Below are 15,673 nucleotides of genomic sequence, written 5' to 3' on the forward strand. Positions count from 1 at the left end.
CGCGGGGTGGAGCAGCTCGGTAGCTCGCTGGGCTCATAACCCAGAGGTCGCAGGTTCAAATCCTGTCCCCGCTACTGATGGCGAAGGCCCGGATCCTCAACAGGGATCCGGGCCTTCGTGATGTGCGAACGCATGTGCCGAGGGGTGGGTACGGCCGTGCCGCGATGGGGAGTTGGCCCATCTGTGTTTGACTTGTCTCTCTGTGGGCATGTCGACAAAACGCTGAAGTGACCTCACTGGCTGCGGTATACGAGGTGTACCCAGGTTGCAGGTGGTGCGACGATGGACGTTATGGGGGACAAGGCAACTCTGTTGGAGACAGGGCGTTTTGTGCAGTCTTCCGACCGGGACGAAGCCGGTGAGGCCGCCGAGGAACTGAGCCTGCGGCTCGCGGCGGAGGCCGGTGACGCCGAGGCGATGAGCGTCCTCGGCGCCCTGCTGCTGCGCCGCGGTGATCTCGACGGAGCCGAGCCCCAGTTGCGTGCCGCCACCGCCGCGGGGGACCGCGCCGCCGCCAACAACCTGGGAGTCCTCCTTCATCAGCGCGGGTACGCCGACGAGGCCGCGGGCTGGTGGCGGGTCGCCGCCGTCGCCGGATCGGCCGCGGCCGCGCACGCGTTGGGCCGCCACCACCGTGAGCGCGGGGACGAGCCGGCCGCCGAGTACTGGCTGCGCCAGTCCGCCGAGCAGGGGCACGCGCTGGGCGCGTACGCGCTCGCGGACCTGCTGGAGCACCGCGGTGACGCCGCGGCCGAGCAGTGGATGCGGGCGGCGGCCGAGCGGGGGCACCGGGAGGCCGCGTACCGGCTGGCCCGAGCGCTGGACCGGCGGGGCGCGGGGGAGACCGACGGTGACAACGGTGTCGGCGCCGGGGCGGAGGCCGAGCAGTGGTACCGCCAGGCCGCCGCGCGGGGACACCGGCGGGCCGCCCTGCACCTGGGCGCGATCCTGGAGCGGCGCGGGGAACTGCGGGAGGCCGGGCGCTGGTACCTGACGTCCGCCAAGGACGGCGAGGCACGCGCCGCCTGTGCGCTCGGGTTCCTGCTGCGCGACGCCGGAGACACCGAGAGCGCCGCCGTGTGGTGGCTGCGCGCCGCTCAGGAGGGCGACGGGAACGCCGCGAACGCGCTCGGCGCGCTGCACGCCGAGCGGGGCGAGACCCAGACCGCCGAGCGGTGGTACCGGGCCGCGATGGACGCCGGTGATGTGAACGGCGCGTACAACCTCGGGCTGCTCTGCGCCGAGCAGGCGCGCACCGCCCAGGCCGAGCAGTGGTACCGGCGCGCGGCGTACGCCGGGCACCGGGAGGCGGCCAACGCGCTCGCCATCCTGCTGCTGCAGGGCGGGGACACCGCCGGCGCCGAGCCGTGGTTCTCCAAGGCCGCGGAGGCGGGCAGCGTCGACGCCGCCTTCAACCTGGGCATTCTCTTCGCCGGGCGGGGGGAGGACGCCGTCGCGCTGCGGTGGTACGAGCGGGCCGCCGCCGCCGGTCATACGGAGGCGGCGCTCCAGGTCGGCATCGCCCGGCTGCGGGACGGGGACGAGAGCGGGGCCGAGCGGTACCTCCGGTGCGCCGCGGGTGGCGGCAGCGCGGAGGCCGCGTACCGGCTGGCCACCGTGCTGGACGCCCGGCGCCCGCCGGCGCCCACGCATGAGCTCGGGGAGGCCGTGCACGAGAAGAGCGAGTGCGAGGAGTGGTACGAGCGGGCCGCCGGGCAGGGGCACCGGCGGGCGCAGGTGCGGGTGGGGATGCTGGCCGCCGCGCGGGGCGATGTCGTGGAGGCGGCCCGGTGGTACCGGGAGGCCGCGGAGGCCGGCTCCCGGAACGGCGCCTTCAACCTCGGGCTGCTGCTTGCCCGGGAGGGCAGTGAGCCGGAGGCCGCCGTGTGGTGGACGCGTGCCGCGGATGCCGGGCACGGTCGGGCGGCGTTGCGGCTGGCCCTGGTCTACGCGCGTCGCGGGGAGCTGGCGGAGGGGCAGCGGTGGGCCGACCGGGCGGTGGCCCTGGGGCCGGGGGAGGTCGCGCAGCGGGCGGCCCGGCTGCGGGACGCCCTGCGGGAGGAACTGTCGGCGTAGCGCGGCCCCGGAGATCTTCCTGCTGGCGCTCCCGCGTAAAGCGATTTGCTTCCGTACGCGGCCTTGACGTAACGTTGCATTCACCGACGCGGGGTGGAGCAGCTCGGTAGCTCGCTGGGCTCATAACCCAGAGGTCGCAGGTTCAAATCCTGTCCCCGCTACTGAAGACCAAGGGCCGGAACCCATCAGGGTTCCGGCCCTTGGTGTTGCCCCGGCCGATGTCATCCGGCGGCCACCAAAAAACCCCGGCACCGTCGAAACGGTGCCGGGGCTCCTCGCGGGCGTCTGGTTACGCGACCGCCGCGCAGTTCGGGCAGAGGCCGCGGTACGTCACCTCGACGTCGGAGACCGTGAAGCCGAAGCGCTCCGAGGAGGGCAGGTCGGCCAGCGGGTTGCCGGTCGGGTGGACGTCCCGGATCGCGCCGCACTGGGCGCAGACCAGGTGGTGGTGCGGACGGTGCGCGTTCGGGTCGTACCGCTTGGCGCGCTTGTCCGTGGCGACCTCGAGCACCTCACCGAGGGTCACCAGCTCGCCCAGGGTGTTGTAGACGGTCGCGCGAGAGATCTCCGGCAGCTTGGCGACTGCCCTGGCGTGGACCTCGTCGGCCGTCAGATGGACGTGTTCGCCGTCGAGTACCTCGGCCACGACGCGCCGCTGCGCGGTCATCCGCCATCCACGTCCGCGCAGTCGTTCCAGAAGGTCGCTCATGCGCACCAGCTTAACAGCAGGAGGACCAGATCCCGAATAGGTGTGACTTTGGAACCTTATTTGACTTAGACATTGTCTAGGTTAGGATCGGTAACGGCTTTAGGTCAGGGACAGGCAAGGCCCGGGACAGTCGGGGCAAGGAATGGCGCAGGAGGCAGACGTGACGCAGGGACCGCTCACTACGGAGGCCGGTGCACCGGTGGCCGACAACCAGAACAGTGAGACCGCGGGCGTCGGTGGCCCCGTGCTCGTGCAGGACCAGCTCCTCCTGGAGAAGCTGGCCCACTTCAACCGTGAGCGCATCCCGGAGCGTGTGGTCCACGCCCGCGGTGCCGGTGCCTACGGCACCTTCACGGTGACCGCCGACGTCACGCGGTACACGCGCGCCAAGTTCCTCTCCGAGGTCGGCAAGCAGAACGAGACGTTCCTGCGGTTCTCGACGGTGGCCGGCAACCTCGGTGCCGCGGACGCCGTCCGCGACCCGCGCGGCTGGGCGCTGAAGTTCTACACCGAGGAGGGCAACTACGACCTCGTCGGCAACAACACCCCGGTGTTCTTCATCCGGGACGCGATCAAGTTCCCGGACTTCATCCACACCCAGAAGCGCGACCCGTACACGGGTTCCACCGAGGCGGACAACGTCTGGGACTTCTGGAGCCTGAGCCCGGAGTCCACGCACCAGGTGACCTGGCTCTTCGGCGACCGGGGCATCCCCGCCTCGTACCGGCACATGGACGGCTTCGGCTCGCACACCTACCAGTGGAACAACGAGGCCGGCGAGGTCTTCTGGGTCAAGTACCACTTCAAGACCGACCAGGGCATCAAGAACCTCACCCAGGCCGAGGCCAACCGGCTCGCCGGCGAGGACCCCGACTCCCACCAGCGGGACCTGCGCGAGGCCATCGAGCGCGGCGACTTCCCGAGCTGGACCGTGCAGGTGCAGATCATGCCGGCGGCGGAGGCGGCGACGTACCGCTTCAACCCGTTCGACCTCACCAAGGTGTGGCCGCACGCGGACTACCCGCCGATCGAGATCGGCAAGCTGGAGCTCAACCGCAACCCGGAGAACATCTTCGCCGAGGTCGAGCAGTCGGTCTTCAGCCCCGCCCACTTCGTGCCCGGCATCGGCCCGTCCCCGGACAAGATGCTCCAGGGCCGCCTCTTCGCCTACGGCGACGCCCACCGCTACCGCGTCGGCATCAACGCCGACCACCTGCCGGTGAACCGCCCGCACGCCACCGAGGCGCGCACCCACTCCCGCGACGGCCTCCTCTACGACGGCCGCCACGGCGGCGCGAAGAACTACGAGCCGAACAGCTTCGGCGGCCCGGCGCAGACCGGCCGCCCGCTGTGGCAGTCCTACGACGGCTTCGCCGGCGGCACGGGCAACCACCCGGCGCCCGTGCACGCCGAGGACGACGACTTCGTGCAGGCGGGCAACCTCTACCGGCTGATGTCCGACGACGAGAAGGAGCGCCTGATCGAGAACCTGGCGGGCTTCATCGCGAAGGTCTCGCGCGAGGACATCGTCGAGCGGGCGATCGGCAACTTCCGCACCGCGGACGGGGACTTCGGCAAGCGGCTGGAGGCCGCGGTCCAGGCCCTGCGCGGCTGACACACCCACCAGCACTGGATCGCTTGCCGAAGCGGGCCGGACCTCCCGGGGAAGGGGGTCCGGCCCGTTCGCGTGCGCGTCAGGCCGGGATCTGCTGCCGCAGCGGCGCCCAGCAGCCGATGATGTCGCGGACCGAGACGATCCCGACGGGTTCGTCGTGGTCCAGGACGATCAGATGGCGGAAGCCGCCGTGCGCCATCGCCTGGGCCGCTCCCTCGAGCGTCCAGGACGGTGCCGCGAAGACGACGTCGGTGGTGGTGTGGGCGTGGGCGTGTTCCGCGTCCGGGTCCTGGCCCAGGCCGACGGAGTTGAGGATGTCGCGTTCGGTGAGAATGCCGATGCCGCCGGCGTCGGGGTCGAGGACGACGGCCGCGCCCACCCGGCGGGCGGACATCAGCGCGGCGGCCTGGCGAAGGGTATGGGTGGGGCCGATGGTGAGGACCACGGTGCTCATGGCGTCGCGGACGAGCATGGATGCAGCCACCTCCTGTGGGGTCCCGCCGTTCGTTCACCGTTTCACAAATGCACAAGGGCGGGTGCCTTCAGAGTGGCAGGCAAAGAGGGGGTCAACAAGAGGGCGCGTGAGGCTCAGCAGCGCTCGTTGAGATAACCCAGGAGCTCGTCGTGGAGCAGGCCGTTGGAGGCGGCGGCGTTGCCGCTGTGCGGCCCCGGGCGGCCGTCGAGGCCGGTGAAGGTGCCGCCGGCCTCCGTGACGACGATGGCGTTGGCGGCCATGTCCCACAGGGAGAGCTCGGGTTCGGCACACATGTCCACGGAGCCCTCGGCGACCATCATGTACGGCCAGAAGTCGCCGTACGCGCGGGTGCGCCAGACCTCGCGGGTGAGGTCCAGGAAGCCGTTCAGCCTGCCCTGCTCCTCCCAGCCGCTCAGCGAGGAGTACGCGAAGGAGGCGTCGCTCATCCGGGAGACACGGGAGACCTGCAGGCGGCTCGCGGAGGTGAGGCTGCGGCCGGAGTAGGCGCCGTGGCCCTTCGCGGCCCACCAGCGGCGGCCCAGGGCGGGCGCGGAGACGACGCCGACGACGGGCTGGAAACCGCCCTCACCCGCCTCCATCAGGGAGATGAGGGTGGCCCAGACGGGCACGCCGCGGACGTAGTTCTTGGTGCCGTCGATCGGGTCGACGACCCAGCGGCGGGGCCCGGTGCCCTCGATGCCGTACTCCTCGCCCAGGATCGCGTCCCGGGGGCGGGCGCGCTGGAGCTGGCCGCGGATGAGTTCTTCCGCCGCCTTGTCCGCCTCGCTGACCGGGGTCATGTCCGGCTTGGTCTCGACCTTGAGGTCGAGCGCCTTGAAGCGGGCCATGGTGGCGGCGTCGGCGGCGTCCGCGAGGACGTGGGCGAGGCGGAGGTCGTCGTGGTAGTCGGGCATGTGGTGAACGGTAGCCGCCGGTCGTCGTACGAGGCCACCGGGGGCCGAGTGCGTTCACGCGCCCCTCACCACCCGGCACACCGCTCCGCGACCCCTTGACAGTGCCGCCGGGCGCGTCAAATCTGGGCGCAGAGCCGGGGCCCTGGGAGGCGACGATGCCTGCAGCGCGGGAATCTCTGCTGGATGCCGCTTATACGGCGCTTGCGCGCCGGTCGTGGTCGGCGGTGCGGATGGTGGACGTGGCCGCCGCGGCCGGAGTGTCGCGGCAGACCCTCTACAACGAGTTCGGGAGCAAGGAGGGGCTCGCCCGCGCGCTCGTGCGACGGGAGGCCGACTCCTATCTCGCCGGTGTGGAGCGGGCGTTGCACACCCAGGCCGACGCGCGCGACCGCCTCACCGCCACCGCCGAGTGGACCGCCTCCGCCGCCCGCGACAACGCCCTCGTCCGGGCCTTGCTCACCGGGTGCTGGAGCGAGCGCCTGCCCGCGCCGCCCCTCTCGGCCGTCCCGTCCACCTCCGGCGTACCGGCGCAGCGCCGCGCCGACGGCCCGCTGCCCTCACCCGGCGACTTCGTCGGACTCGTCCGCGACCGTGCCGTGGCCGCCCTGTCCGCACCCGGCACGGGCAGGTCCGACAACGGCGAACTCGCGCGCTCCTGCGAACTGGTCGTCCGGCTGGCGCTGTCGTGCGTGGCGGCGCCGCCGGGGGAGGGCGGAGTGGCCGACCTGGTACGGGTCGCCCTGCCCCGGCAGTTGCCGGTCTGAAAGCGCTAGTGCGCCGAGCCCGACAGCTGGAGGCCGATGACGCCCACGATCACCAGGCTGATCGAGACGATCTTCAGCGTGGAGACGATGTCACCGAGGAAGATCATTCCGTAGATCGCGGTACCGGCCGCGCCGATGCCGGTCCACACCGCGTACGCCGGGCCGACGTCGAGCTTCTTCAGGGACAGGGTCAGCAGACCGAAGCTGCCGAGCGCGAAGACGCAGAACGCGATCGTCGGCCACAGTCTCGTGAAGCCGTGGGACAGTTTCAGACAGACGGCGAACCCGGTTTCGAGCAGTCCCGCCACAACGACCAGCAGCCACGCCATGTGCTGTCCTCCCGTATCCCCGCATACTGTGACCGCTTCGTCAGGCTCTGGTCAGGCTTGCTTCCGGCTCGGTGCGATTATGCCCTTACCGGACTCGGGTGCGGACAAACAACGCGGAGGTCAGTCGCCTTCCGTGCGCTCCCTCGTGGCCAGCAGCCGGCGCAGCGAGTACAGCCGGGCCGGGTCCGCGTGACCCTCGGCCACCCAGGCGTCGAGAGCGCAGTCCGGCTCGTCATGACTGCACGCGCGCGGGCAGCCCTCGGTTCCCGCTGCCAGGTCCGGGAAGGCGTGGATGACCCGGGACGGATCGATGTGGGCGAGCCCGAAGGACCGCACGCCCGGGGTGTCGACCACCCAGCCCGCGCCCCCGGCCAGCGGAAGCGCCAGCGCCGACGTGGTCGTGTGCCGGCCCCGGCCCGTCACCGCGTTGACGTGACCGGTCAGCCGCCGCTGCTCCTCCGGGACCAGCGCGTTCACCAGGGTCGTCTTGCCCACCCCCGAATGCCCCACGAACGCGGTGATCTTGCCGTCCAGTTCTGCCCGCACCCGGTCCGCCGCGCTGCCGCTCTCCAGCTCCTCGCGGCTGGTGACCACGTACGGGATGTCCAGGTGGCCGTAGAGCTCCAGCAGTTCGTCGGGCTGGGCCAGGTCCGACTTCGTCAGGACCAGAAGGGGGGTCAGACCGCCGTCGAACGCGGCCACCAGGCAGCGGTCGATCAGGCGCGGGCGGGGTTCGGGGTCGGCGAGGGCGGTGACGATGGCCAGCTGGTCGGCGTTGGCGACGACCACGCGCTCGAAGGGGTCGTCGTCGTCCGCCGTGCGGCGCAGCAGCGAGGTGCGCGGCTCGATGCGGACGATGCGGGCCAGGGTGTCCTTCTCGCCGGTGAGGTCGCCGACGATGGCCACCCGGTCGCCGACGACGGCGGCCTTGCGGCCGAGTTCGCGGGCCTTCATCGCCATGACCACCCGGTCCTCGACCAGGCAGGTCAGCCGGCCCCGGTCCACGGTGAGGACCATGCCCTCGACCGCGTCCTCGTGCTTGGGACGGATGTTCGTACGCGGCCGGTTGCCCTTGCGGTTCGGGCGGCTGCGGATGTCGTCCTCGTCGGTGTGCTTGCTGTAACGGCGCATGATCCCGGTCCGCCCGTCAGTTCCCGAGCATCCCGGTCCACAGTTCGGGGAAGTCCGGCAGGGTCTTGGCCGTCGTCGCCACGTTCTCGATCTGCACGCCCTCGACCGCGAGGCCGATGATCGCGCCGGCGGTCGCCATGCGGTGGTCCTCGTACGTGTGGAAGATGCCGCCGTGCAGCCTGCGCGGCCGGATGTGGAGGCCGTCGGCGGTCTCGGTGACGTCACCGCCGAGTTCGTTGATCTCCTTGGTGAGCGCGGCCAGCCGGTCCGTCTCGTGCAGCCGCAGATGCGCGACCCCGCGCAGTGTCGAGGGGGAGTCCGCGAGGGCGGCGACCGCCGCGATGCCCGGCGTCAGCTCGCCGACGTCCCCGAGGTCCACGTCGATGCCGTGCACGGCGCCCGAGCCGTTGAACTCCAGGCCGTACTCGGTCAGTTCGCAGGAACCGCCCATTTCGGTGAAGATCTCGCGCAGCCGGTCACCGGGCTGGGTGGTGCGGGCCGGCCAGGCGGGGATCAGCACCTTGCCGCCGGTGATCAGGGCCGCCGCCAGGAACGGCTGGGCGTTGGACAGATCCGGCTCGACCGTCAGGTCACGGCCCAGCAGCGCGCCCGGCGTGACCCGCCAGACGTTCGGCTCACCGCCCGACTCGGGGGTGTCCACCTGGGCGCCGACCGCGCGCAGCATGTCCACCGTCATTCGGATGTGCGGCAGCGAGGGCAGCGTGGAGCCGGTGTGCCGGACCTCGACGCCCTGGTTGAAGCGGGGGCCCGACAGCAGCAGCGCCGACACGAACTGCGACGAGGACGAGGCGTCGATCTCCACCGGACCGCCGTCCAGGGCGCCGCCGCCGTGCACGGTCAGCGGCAGCGCGCCCCGGCCGTCGTCGTCGATCCGGGCACCGAGGACGCGCAGGGCGTCGATCACGCCGTGGAGGGGGCGCTCGTACGACCTCGGGTCGCCGTCGAAGCGCACGGTGCCGTCGGCCAGGGCGGCGACCGGCGGCAGGAAGCGCATCACGGTGCCGGCGTTGCCGACGTCGACGGTGGCGGGACCGCGCAGCCCTGCGGGGAGGACCCGCCAGGCCTCGCCGGAGCCGTCCGGGCCGACGCCCTCCTCGATCTGGATGCCCATGGCGCGCAGCGCGCCGGCCATCAGGAGGGTGTCGCGGGAGCGGAGGGGGCGGCGGAGCCAGCCGGGTTCGCTGGCCAGGGCCGCGAGCACGAGGGCTCGGTTCGTGACCGACTTGGACCCGGGCACGTGGACGGTCGCGTCGACGGCACCGCGCGCGTGGGGGGCGGGCCAGAGGGCGTTGTGTGCGTCGTTCGGGGCCATGGCCCCACTCTATAAGGACGCGGTTGTCCGGGTGCGGCGCCGTTGTGGCTGGTCGCGCTGTTCGCACGGCCCTGTGCGGTCGCCCCTTCAGGGCGTCGTCACACCTCCAGCAGCCACCTGCCCCCTCCTATCAGCGAGCACAGCGACACCGCGTGGAAGAGGAACAGCCACAGGCCCGCCGGCACATGCGTCAGCCGCGACAGCTGGTCCGCGTCCGAGTCCCCTGCCCCGCCCCTCGCCCGCTTCGCCTGTAGCTCGAAAGCGGGACGCACACCGCCGATCAGCAGGAACCACACCACCGCGTACGCGAACGCCGCCTGCACCTGGGGCCCCGCCAGCCAGGAGACCACCACGAAGGTGCCGCCGGTCAGCACGACCGTCAGCGCGCCGTACGCGTTGCGGATCATCACCAGCATCGCCAGCAGCAGGGCCGTGGCCAGCCACAGCAACAGGGTGATGCGGCCCGCGCCGAGCAGGGCCGCACCGCCCAGGCCCAGCAAGGGGGGAGCCGTGTAGCCCGCCGCCGCCGTGAGGATCATGCCGAGACCGTGCGGCTTGCCCCTGCTGACGGTGAGGCCGCTGGTGTCGGAGTGCAGCCGTATGCCGGTCAACTGGCGGCCGGTGAGCAGCGCCACCAGGCCGTGCCCGCCCTCGTGGGCGATGGTGATCGCGTTGCGGGCGAGACGCCACACGCCCTGCGGGACGACCACTGCCACCGCGGCGGCCAGGGTCGCGATCACGACCCACAGGTCCGGGTCGCTCTGGGTACCGGCGAGTTCGTCCCAGAGAGAGGTCGCTGTGCTGCTGTCCATGTGTCCGGGGTGCTCCCTCTGTTCCTGCGGAGTCTGGCAGTGTGGCACGTATGTGCGGACGGTATGCATCGAGTCGTAGGCCCGAGGATCTCGCAGGAATCTTCGAGGTCGAGAAGTGGGAGCCCGAGGAGATCCTGGAGCCCGACTACAACGTCGCTCCCACCAAAGAGGTCTACGCGGTCCTGGACCGCCCAGTGAAGGACGCCGACGACACGCGCCCGGTTCGGCAGCTGCGCAGGCTCAAGTGGGGGCTCGTCCCGTCCTGGTCCAAGACGCCCGAGGGCGCCGCCCGGATGATCAACGCGCGGGCCGAGACGGTCCACGAGAAGCCGTCGTACCGCCGGGCCTTCGCCACCCGCCGCTGCATCCTGCCCGCCGACGGCTACTACGAGTGGGTCACCGGCAAGCAGGAGCGGGACCTGGAGGTCGAGGGGAGGAAGAAGCGGCCGCGCAAGCAGCCCTACTTCGTGCTCCCCGCCGACGGGTCGGTGTTCGCGATGGCCGGTCTCTACGAGTTCTGGCGCGACAAGACCCTCCCCGACGACCACCCCGGGGCCTGGTGGGTCACCTGCTCCGTGATCACCACCGAGGCGGAGACGACCCCGCTCGCCGTGGCCCCCGCCGAGGGCCCGCACGCGCTCGCCGAGATCCACCCCCGGATGCCGCTGATGCTCACCCCCGACCGGTGGGACGCCTGGCTCGACCCGTCCCGCACCGACGCCGACGACCTGCTCGGGCTGCTCGCCCCGCCGCCCGCCGGGCTGATGCGCGCCTACCCGGTGTCCACCGCCGTCAGCAGTGTCCGCAACAACGGCCCGGAGCTGCTGAAGGAGCTGGAGGGCCCCGAGGAGGGCACACTCTTCTGATGTGACGACCGAGATCATCAGCACCGACGCGGGAGACGCCCGCGTCACCTGGCACCGGGCGAGGACGGCACGGCTCGTGCTCGCCCTCGGCCATGGCGCGGGCGGCGGCATCGAGGCGCGCGACCTGAAGGCGCTCGCCGCGGTCCTGCCCGCGCACGGCGTGAGCGTCGCCCTCGTGGAGCAGCCCTGGCGGGTGGCGGGCAAGAAGGTCGCCCCGGCCCCGAAGACCCTCGATGCGGGCTGGCGGGGCGTCTGGCCCGCGCTGGCCGCGCCCGGCCTGCCGGTGATCTCCGGCGGCCGCAGCGCCGGCGCCCGCGTCGCCTGCCGCACCGCCACGGAACTCGGCGCCCATGCCGTCCTCGCGCTCGGCTTCCCGCTGCACCCGCCGGGCAGACCCGAGAAGTCTCGCGCCGGGGAGCTGCTCGGCGCGGGGGTGCCCACCCTGGTCGTCCAGGGCGGCAACGACCCCTTCGGCCGGCCCGAGGAGTTCCCCGACGGCCCATACGACCTGGTCGAGGTGCCCAGCGGCGACCACGGCTTCGCCGTGCCGAAACGGGCGGACATCACCCAGGAGCAGGCCGTCGCGGTGGTCACCGACGCGGTGGTGCAGTGGACCGGGTCACGCGGGTGACGCCGCGGGAATGCTGCGCTCCGGAGCACTGTTGAGGCGGACATGAGTGCTGGCGACCAGCACCGACGTTCGTAGGAGAGGAAGTCCGCCGCATGGGTTCTACCTTCTGCCCGGCCCGCAGCAGTCGCAGCGATCTGGACTGGACCGTGCTGCACGCGGGCAAGGCCGCTCCTATTCGAGGGGCGGCGGCAACGGGTAGTCGTCTATCCTCCGATTCTGGTGGCACCGGCTTCGGTGCTGCCCGGAATCTTGAGGAGGTGGGTCCGGTCACCGGTACCGACGCAGGGACCGACGACGGCCAGGCGGAGCTGCCCGAGGGCCAGGGCGCGAGCACGGACACGTCCGCGGAGACCACCGCCGAGCGCACCGCGCGCTTCGAGCGGGACGCGCTCGAATTCCTCGACCAGATGTACTCGGCCGCCCTGCGCATGACGCGCAACCCGGCCGACGCCGAGGACCTGGTGCAGGAGACCTACGCCAAGGCGTACGCGTCCTTCCACCAGTTTCGCGAGGGCACCAACCTCAAGGCCTGGCTGTACCGGATCCTCACCAACACCTTCATCAACTCGTACCGCAAGAAGCAGCGTGAACCCCAGCGCTCCGCGGCCGAGGAGATCGAGGACTGGCAGCTGGCGCGTGCCGAGTCGCACATGTCGACGGGTCTGCGCTCGGCGGAGTCGCAGGCGCTGGACCACCTGCCCGACTCGGACGTGAAGGAAGCACTCCAGGCGATCCCCGAGGAATTCCGCATCGCCGTCTATCTCGCGGATGTCGAGGGCTTTGCGTACAAGGAGATCGCGGACATCATGGGGACACCCATCGGTACGGTGATGTCCCGGCTGCACCGGGGCCGCCGTCAACTGCGCGGCATGCTGGAGGACTACGCCCGTGAGCGCGGGCTGGTCCCGGCGGGCGCCGGAGAGTCGAACGAAGCGAAAGGCTCGGGCTCATGAGCTGCGGAGAGCCGCACGAGACGGACTGCAGTGAAGTCCTGGACCACCTGTACGAGTTCCTCGACAGTGAGATGCCGGACATCGACCGCGACAAGTTCAAGCAGCACTTCACGGAGTGCTCGCCGTGCCTGGAGAAGTACGGGCTCGAAGAGGCCGTGAAGAAGCTCGTCAAGCGCTGCTGCGGTCACGACGACGTCCCGACCGACCTCAGGGCCAAGGTCCTGGGGAGGCTGGACCTGATCCGCTCGGGTCAGGCCGTGCCCGAGCACGATGTCACCGTGACCCCGCAGGAGTCCTGAACTCCCGCCCCGGCACAGACGGTCGTCACTCGAACGTGCTAATCGGCGGGTGATACGCCCGCACTCTCCCCCTGGCCGTCCTAGGCTCCGGAGCCCGGACAGGCATGGTCAGGGGAGGGGCAGATGGAGGGGATTCCCGCGCGGGCGCGTGTGTACGTTGCCTGCGCCGCCCTCGGCGCCCTGCTCTGTCTGCTCCCGCTGCCGGCTCTCCGTACCCCCTGGTGGGCCGTAGCCCTCCTGGCCGCGCTGTACGCCGGCTGCGAGCAGATCGCCCGCCGGCGCTTCGCCGGCACCTGCTACCCGGTCCTGCTCGCCGGCGCCTTCCTGCTGCCCGCGCCCGCCGCCGCGCTGGTGGCGGTACCCGGGGCCCTGCTCTCCCAGGGCGCGGCCCTGCGACGGGTCTGGCGGGCCGCCCAGTCGGCGCTCGCCGTCTGGACCGCCGCCCGGGTGCACTGGGCGCTGGACGGGCGGGACGCGGTCGTCGCCCCCGACTTCCCGTACGCCCTGGTGCCCGCCGGGGCCGCGGTCCTGGCCTTCTGCCTGGTGCTCGCCCTGCTCGACGGAGGCATCCGCGCGCTGGCCGAGCGGGTGCCGGTGCGCCGGGCCTGGCGCGGGCTGTTCCTGCGCTCGCTGGCACCCGTCGCCGTGCACGGCCTCGCCGGGCTGATGATGGCCGTCCTGTGGCGCAGCCCCTACGGGCCGGTCGCCGCGCTGCTCGTGCTGCTGCCGATGTGCGTGTCCTGGTGGGTGTTCGCGCAGTACCACCGGGAGCGGGCCGCCCACCAGGCGACCATCCGGGCGCTCGTGCAGGCCGTCGACATCAAGGACGGCTACACCCGCGGACACAGCGAGCGCGTCGGGCAGGCCTCGATGATGATCGCCCGCGAGCTGGGCATGGACGCGGAGCGCGTGGAGGTGCTGCGGTTCGCCGGGATCCTGCACGACGTGGGCAAGCTCGGAGTGCCCACCCGGCTGCTGCGCAAGGACGGGCCCCTCACCCCGGAGGAACGGCGCGTCATCGAGCTGCATCCGGAGTACGGCCACGAGATGGTGCGGGGCATCTCCTTCCTCGGCGAGGCGCGGGCCGCCGTGCTCCATCACCATGAGCGGCTGGACGGGAGCGGGTACCCCTACGGGCTGGTGGGCGGGCAGATTCCGGAGCCCGCGCGGGTCGTGGCCGTCGCCGACGCCTTCGACGCGATGACGTCCACCCGGTCCTACCGGCGGGCCCGGCCCGTCCCCGCGGCCCTGGCGGAACTGCAGCGGTGCGCGGGATCGCAGTTCGATCCACGGATGGTGGCGGCGCTGACGCGGGTGATCGAGCGGTCCGGGTGGCAACCGGAGGTCACCGCGGGCGAGGGGCGGGTGCCGGCGCAGGGCAGGCCGGTCACCGGCCGGCCGGGAGCGCGGCGATGAGCCCGGCCCGGCCCGGGTGGATCCTCGTCCTCATCCACGGTTCGGCCGCCCTGCTGGCCGCCGTCGCCCTCGTCGGCACCCTCTGGAGCGGCCTGGAGGAACGTCCCGTCGCCCTCGCGTTCGGGCTGCTCATCACGGTGGGGGAGTTCGCCCGGTGGACCGGCGCCCAGGTCCGCGAGGCCGCGCCGCTCGGGGCGGCGGGCGCCCTGTCCTACGCCCTGCTCGGCGAGGAGGCGGGGCAGCCCACGCATCACGGCGTGCTCCAGGTCGTCACCATCGTCGTCCTCGCCGCCCTCCTCGGCGGCGCCCCGCACATCGCCCGCGGCCGCAGCGCGGAGCCCGACCACCTCGCCCGGCGGGTGCTCACCGTGGGCTTCGCCGCGGTCTGCTTCCAACCGCTGTACAACCGGGGCACCTTCGACGAGTGGAGCGGCGCCGCCTACGCCTTGCTGCTGCTCGCGCTGCTGGCCCTCACCGCCCTGTGCGACGCCGTGCTCGTCGCCGCGCTCGCGCACTCCCGGACCGGATGGCCGTTCGGCCCGCTGCTGAGGGACGAGCTGCGGGCGCTGCTCGGCATCGGCTCGGCCGTCTGCGCGACCGGCGCCGTGATGGCGCTCGCGGTGGCCGTCGTCGGCCTGTGGGCGCTGCCCGTGTTCTGTCTGCCGCTGCTGCTCACCCAGCTCTCCTTCCGCCGCTACGCCGCCGTCCGCGCCACCTACCGGCAGACCATCGCCTCCCTCGCCCGGGCCACCGAGGTCGCCGGATACACCCCGGCCGGTCATGCCCGCCGGGTCGCCGCGCTCAGTGTCGCCGTCGGCCGGGACCTGGGCCTGGCCGGGGCCGAGCTCACCGTGCTGGAGTACGCGGCCCTGATGCACGACATCGGGCAGCTCAGCCTGGTCGACCCGGTCCCGGGCGGTGCCACCGCCGGTCTGCCCGCCGCCGAACAGCGCAGGATCGCCCTGCTCGGCGGTGCCGTGGTCCGCCAGACCGGTGTGGACGGCTCGGTCGCCGTGGTCGTCGAGCGGCAGGCCGACCCCTACCGGGAGCAGCCGGTGGCCGCGCGGATCGTACGGGCGGTGAACGCCTACGAGGAGAAGGCCCAGGGTGCCGGGCCGGGCGGGCCGCTGACGGCGCTGGAGGAGCTGAGACTGGGCACCGCGGGCGACTACGCGCCCGAGGTCGTGGAGGCGCTGGCCAGAGTACTGTCAAGAGACTGTCTGACCCTGGGCCCGGTGGGGTAACCCATGGGTAATGAGCGCCCCTCCAGCGGTACGTGGTTGGATGCGAAAGGGAGAGGGTCTCCGAGAGGTTGTCCGGGGGCACAGCCGGCCCACTCCACGGAACTGG

Annotated in this window: 16 protein-coding genes and 2 tRNA genes; 11 read left to right on the top strand and 7 right to left on the bottom strand. The window is 72.1% G+C overall.

The features are described 5' to 3' along the window. From M8H82_RS19405 to M8H82_RS19415, 3 genes are all read left to right on the top strand, one after another. Positions 1-74, top strand: a tRNA-Met gene (locus M8H82_RS19405). Positions 75-282: 208 nt separating this feature from the next. Further along, a complete protein-coding gene (locus tag M8H82_RS19410; RefSeq protein WP_250075790.1) occupies positions 283-2,076 on the top strand; it encodes a tetratricopeptide repeat protein in 1,794 nt (597 codons plus the stop codon). A gap of 87 nt (positions 2,077-2,163) precedes the next feature. Further along, positions 2,164-2,237, top strand: a tRNA-Met gene (locus tag M8H82_RS19415). Positions 2,238-2,365: 128 nt separating this feature from the next. Here M8H82_RS19415 and M8H82_RS19420 read toward each other — a convergent pair. Beyond that, positions 2,366-2,785 (bottom strand): Fur family transcriptional regulator, encoded by a 420-nt coding sequence (locus M8H82_RS19420; RefSeq protein WP_250075792.1) that lies wholly within the window; start codon positions 2,783-2,785, stop codon positions 2,366-2,368. Between the two features lie 142 nt (positions 2,786-2,927). On the opposite strand from M8H82_RS19420, the gene M8H82_RS19425 reads away from it, so the two are divergent. Next, positions 2,928-4,400, top strand: a complete 1,473-nt coding sequence (locus M8H82_RS19425; RefSeq protein ID WP_284049099.1) for a catalase — start codon at positions 2,928-2,930, stop codon at positions 4,398-4,400. Positions 4,401-4,479: 79 nt separating this feature from the next. Here M8H82_RS19425 and M8H82_RS19430 read toward each other — a convergent pair whose 3' ends face one another. Both M8H82_RS19430 and hisN read right to left on the bottom strand, forming a co-directional pair. After that, complete coding sequence (locus M8H82_RS19430) at positions 4,480-4,872, bottom strand: cyclic nucleotide-binding/CBS domain-containing protein (RefSeq protein ID WP_250075796.1); 393 nt, start codon at positions 4,870-4,872, stop codon at positions 4,480-4,482. 116 nt (positions 4,873-4,988) lie between these two features. Next, positions 4,989-5,789: a histidinol-phosphatase gene (hisN, locus tag M8H82_RS19435; RefSeq protein ID WP_250075797.1), complete on the bottom strand. Its 801-nt coding sequence runs from the start codon at positions 5,787-5,789 to the stop codon at positions 4,989-4,991. Between the two features lie 155 nt (positions 5,790-5,944). Between hisN and M8H82_RS19440 the strand changes: the two genes are divergently transcribed. Further along, positions 5,945-6,553, top strand: coding sequence for a TetR/AcrR family transcriptional regulator (locus tag M8H82_RS19440; protein WP_250075799.1), 609 nt, complete (start codon positions 5,945-5,947; stop codon positions 6,551-6,553). 5 nt (positions 6,554-6,558) lie between these two features. Here M8H82_RS19440 and M8H82_RS19445 read toward each other — a convergent pair whose 3' ends face one another. The 4 genes from M8H82_RS19445 to M8H82_RS19460 all read right to left on the bottom strand — a co-directional run bounded on the left by M8H82_RS19445 (position 6,559) and on the right by M8H82_RS19460 (position 10,158). Beyond that, on the bottom strand, positions 6,559-6,882 hold the full coding sequence (locus M8H82_RS19445; protein ID WP_250075801.1) for a multidrug efflux SMR transporter: 324 nt from the start codon (positions 6,880-6,882) through the stop codon (positions 6,559-6,561). 120 nt (positions 6,883-7,002) lie between these two features. After that, the gene (gene rsgA, locus M8H82_RS19450) at positions 7,003-8,013 is read right to left on the bottom strand and encodes a ribosome small subunit-dependent GTPase A (RefSeq protein WP_250075803.1); all 1,011 of its coding nucleotides are present in this window, start codon (positions 8,011-8,013) and stop codon (positions 7,003-7,005) included. A gap of 16 nt (positions 8,014-8,029) precedes the next feature. Continuing rightward, positions 8,030-9,346: a 3-phosphoshikimate 1-carboxyvinyltransferase gene (aroA, locus tag M8H82_RS19455; RefSeq protein ID WP_250075806.1), complete on the bottom strand. Its 1,317-nt coding sequence runs from the start codon at positions 9,344-9,346 to the stop codon at positions 8,030-8,032. 98 nt (positions 9,347-9,444) lie between these two features. Continuing rightward, positions 9,445-10,158 (bottom strand): M50 family metallopeptidase, encoded by a 714-nt coding sequence (locus M8H82_RS19460; RefSeq protein WP_250075809.1) that lies wholly within the window; start codon positions 10,156-10,158, stop codon positions 9,445-9,447. Positions 10,159-10,208: 50 nt separating this feature from the next. Between M8H82_RS19460 and M8H82_RS19465 the strand changes: the two genes are divergently transcribed. The 6 genes from M8H82_RS19465 (at position 10,209) to M8H82_RS19490 (ending at position 15,567) form a co-directional block, all read left to right on the top strand. Beyond that, positions 10,209-11,024, top strand: a complete 816-nt coding sequence (locus tag M8H82_RS19465; protein WP_250075811.1) for an SOS response-associated peptidase — start codon at positions 10,209-10,211, stop codon at positions 11,022-11,024. A gap of 1 nt (position 11,025) precedes the next feature. After that, positions 11,026-11,655 carry an alpha/beta family hydrolase gene (locus M8H82_RS19470; protein WP_250075813.1) on the top strand — a complete coding sequence of 210 codons (630 nt, stop codon included), beginning with the start codon at positions 11,026-11,028 and terminating at the stop codon, positions 11,653-11,655. A gap of 257 nt (positions 11,656-11,912) precedes the next feature. Continuing rightward, positions 11,913-12,608: an RNA polymerase sigma factor SigR gene (gene sigR / locus M8H82_RS19475; RefSeq protein WP_250075816.1), complete on the top strand. Its 696-nt coding sequence runs from the start codon at positions 11,913-11,915 to the stop codon at positions 12,606-12,608. Continuing rightward, the gene (gene rsrA, locus M8H82_RS19480; RefSeq protein ID WP_250075818.1) at positions 12,605-12,907 is read left to right on the top strand and encodes a mycothiol system anti-sigma-R factor; all 303 of its coding nucleotides are present in this window, start codon (positions 12,605-12,607) and stop codon (positions 12,905-12,907) included. Before sigR ends, rsrA begins: the two co-directional genes overlap by 4 nt. Before the next feature lie 123 nt (positions 12,908-13,030). Next, positions 13,031-14,323: an HD-GYP domain-containing protein gene (locus tag M8H82_RS19485; RefSeq protein WP_250075820.1), complete on the top strand. Its 1,293-nt coding sequence runs from the start codon at positions 13,031-13,033 to the stop codon at positions 14,321-14,323. Next, entirely contained in the window at positions 14,320-15,567 is a 1,248-nt protein-coding gene (locus M8H82_RS19490) for an HD-GYP domain-containing protein (RefSeq protein WP_250075822.1), read from the top strand. The genes M8H82_RS19485 and M8H82_RS19490 overlap by 4 nt, the downstream gene beginning before the upstream one ends. The last annotated feature ends 106 nt before the right edge of the window (positions 15,568-15,673 follow it).

It is taken from the genome of Streptomyces sp. YS415 (assembly GCF_023544665.1).
GTDB lineage: Bacteria > Actinomycetota > Actinomycetes > Streptomycetales > Streptomycetaceae > Streptomyces.

Coding starts and splice junctions, on each gene's coding strand:
- M8H82_RS19410 (WP_250075790.1), top strand. CDS start 283: ATGGACGTTATGGGGGACAAGGCAACTCTGTTGGAGACAGGGCGTTTT.
- M8H82_RS19420 (WP_250075792.1), bottom strand. CDS start 2,785: ATGAGCGACCTTCTGGAACGACTGCGCGGACGTGGATGGCGGATGACC.
- M8H82_RS19425 (WP_284049099.1), top strand. CDS start 2,928: ATGGCGCAGGAGGCAGACGTGACGCAGGGACCGCTCACTACGGAGGCC.
- M8H82_RS19430 (WP_250075796.1), bottom strand. CDS start 4,872: ATGCTCGTCCGCGACGCCATGAGCACCGTGGTCCTCACCATCGGCCCC.
- hisN (WP_250075797.1), bottom strand. CDS start 5,789: ATGCCCGACTACCACGACGACCTCCGCCTCGCCCACGTCCTCGCGGAC.
- M8H82_RS19440 (WP_250075799.1), top strand. CDS start 5,945: ATGCCTGCAGCGCGGGAATCTCTGCTGGATGCCGCTTATACGGCGCTT.
- M8H82_RS19445 (WP_250075801.1), bottom strand. CDS start 6,882: ATGGCGTGGCTGCTGGTCGTTGTGGCGGGACTGCTCGAAACCGGGTTC.
- rsgA (WP_250075803.1), bottom strand. CDS start 8,013: ATGCGCCGTTACAGCAAGCACACCGACGAGGACGACATCCGCAGCCGC.
- aroA (WP_250075806.1), bottom strand. CDS start 9,346: ATGGCCCCGAACGACGCACACAACGCCCTCTGGCCCGCCCCCCACGCG.
- M8H82_RS19460 (WP_250075809.1), bottom strand. CDS start 10,158: ATGGACAGCAGCACAGCGACCTCTCTCTGGGACGAACTCGCCGGTACC.
- M8H82_RS19465 (WP_250075811.1), top strand. CDS start 10,209: ATGTGCGGACGGTATGCATCGAGTCGTAGGCCCGAGGATCTCGCAGGA.
- rsrA (WP_250075818.1), top strand. CDS start 12,605: ATGAGCTGCGGAGAGCCGCACGAGACGGACTGCAGTGAAGTCCTGGAC.
- M8H82_RS19485 (WP_250075820.1), top strand. CDS start 13,031: ATGGAGGGGATTCCCGCGCGGGCGCGTGTGTACGTTGCCTGCGCCGCC.
- M8H82_RS19490 (WP_250075822.1), top strand. CDS start 14,320: ATGAGCCCGGCCCGGCCCGGGTGGATCCTCGTCCTCATCCACGGTTCG.